Source organism: Bartonella sp. MM97QHHN (genome assembly GCF_042194285.1).
Classification (GTDB): domain Bacteria; phylum Pseudomonadota; class Alphaproteobacteria; order Rhizobiales; family Rhizobiaceae; genus Bartonella.
This window is the reverse complement of the sequence record NZ_JBHIMS010000006.1, coordinates 1-1,205: the sequence shown is the minus strand read 5'-3', so window position 1 is coordinate 1,205 and position 1,205 is coordinate 1. Positions and strand designations below refer to the sequence as shown.

Genomic DNA, 1,205 nt, shown 5'->3' with positions numbered 1-1,205 from the left:
AGTACAGTGCTGTCATTAAATACGATTTGCTACACTTTGTCAACATAAAAATAACACATATTGATAATTTCAAAGGGAATCAGTTAAACAGCACTTATGAATAATTAAGGGTTCAAAATGATGAAATCATTATCCATAACACGCATCATAACATTTATAGCTTTCTTTTCTATATCAGCGCTACCTGCATCAGCGTCATTTGGATTTATAGACAAATTGACGCGTATGTTTACAAGTGTAGATACTAAAGAGAAGTATAATCAACTTTACAACAAATACGTAAGTGAATCATATATTGGCTCTATGCATTCTGAAAAGGTACGCAAAGCAGAAGAACTTTCACTCAGAAATGGCGGAGAATATTCATTTTTTAACAAGGAAGATATATTGTATCGTCACATATCAGTTGTTGGTTGTGCATCCCTTATGAGTTTATTGCGGGGTGATTATAATAAGGAGATGTCGCAAATGGATCTACCCAATGTAATAAAGCGTTTACGCGATGAATATGATTGGAGTGAAAGCGATTTTATGTGGGCATACGACGTGGTCAATGATAACGAGGATCCAATGATTTATTATGCAAAAAAACTTATTAAGCGTTACGATTTCAGAAAAGAACAAGTAGATAATATAGTATCTCACGTGAAAAGAAATGATCATAAAAGTTTAAAGGAATCCAGTGAATTTTGCAGAAACTTACGAACGATATACAATATAATGAAACCGTAATAGAGATTGTCATTTAACGATCAAAATGTTTCTGAAGAGCATTAAGAGCAACGCGTAATGAATTCACAAGGTGTGGTAGCATTTGATCTTCTATAACGAGGGACTGTAACGCAGCATGAAGATTATACTGTCTATAGAGGCATTGGGCTTCTTTTAGTGCCTCTTGCGTGTTTATAAACTGCTCTGTTGCAAATTCTACCCATTTGTCTCTTGCCTTATCATCAGATGATGACGGCATTTCGTCATAAATTGCATTAGGCAAGCCCTTTGCACAAAGGTAATTATTTCTTATCTGTAGGTACTGTTGCGCGGCATCATATTGCTCTTGAGTAAGCACGCCTTTTAAACAAAGTCGCCCTATATAAGACCCAGAAAGTGGATTTTTTGCCTCTTGTAGCGTTAAACCGAAGCGCTTTGCACGTATCTCTATTGCCAATTTATCAACGGCTTCACGCGGTGCTTTTGCACGTGAT

2 protein-coding genes are annotated in these 1,205 nt (G+C 36.1%); one reads left to right on the top strand and one right to left on the bottom strand.

The window, feature by feature from the left end; genetic code table 11:
• The first annotated feature begins 117 nt into the window (after positions 1-117).
• Complete coding sequence (locus tag ACFIJW_RS00095) at positions 118-732, top strand: hypothetical protein (RefSeq protein ID WP_375632664.1); 615 nt, start codon at positions 118-120, stop codon at positions 730-732.
• A 13-nt stretch (positions 733-745) separates the two neighbouring features.
• Here ACFIJW_RS00095 and ACFIJW_RS00090 read toward each other — a convergent pair.
• The coding region (locus ACFIJW_RS00090; RefSeq protein WP_375632662.1) for a hypothetical protein at positions 746-1,205 on the bottom strand (460 nt) is incomplete at its 5' end.

Bases quoted from the DNA above. Each gene is read 5' to 3' on its own strand.
- ACFIJW_RS00095 (WP_375632664.1), top strand. From the start codon at position 118: ATGATGAAATCATTATCCATAACACGCATCATAACATTTATAGCTTTC.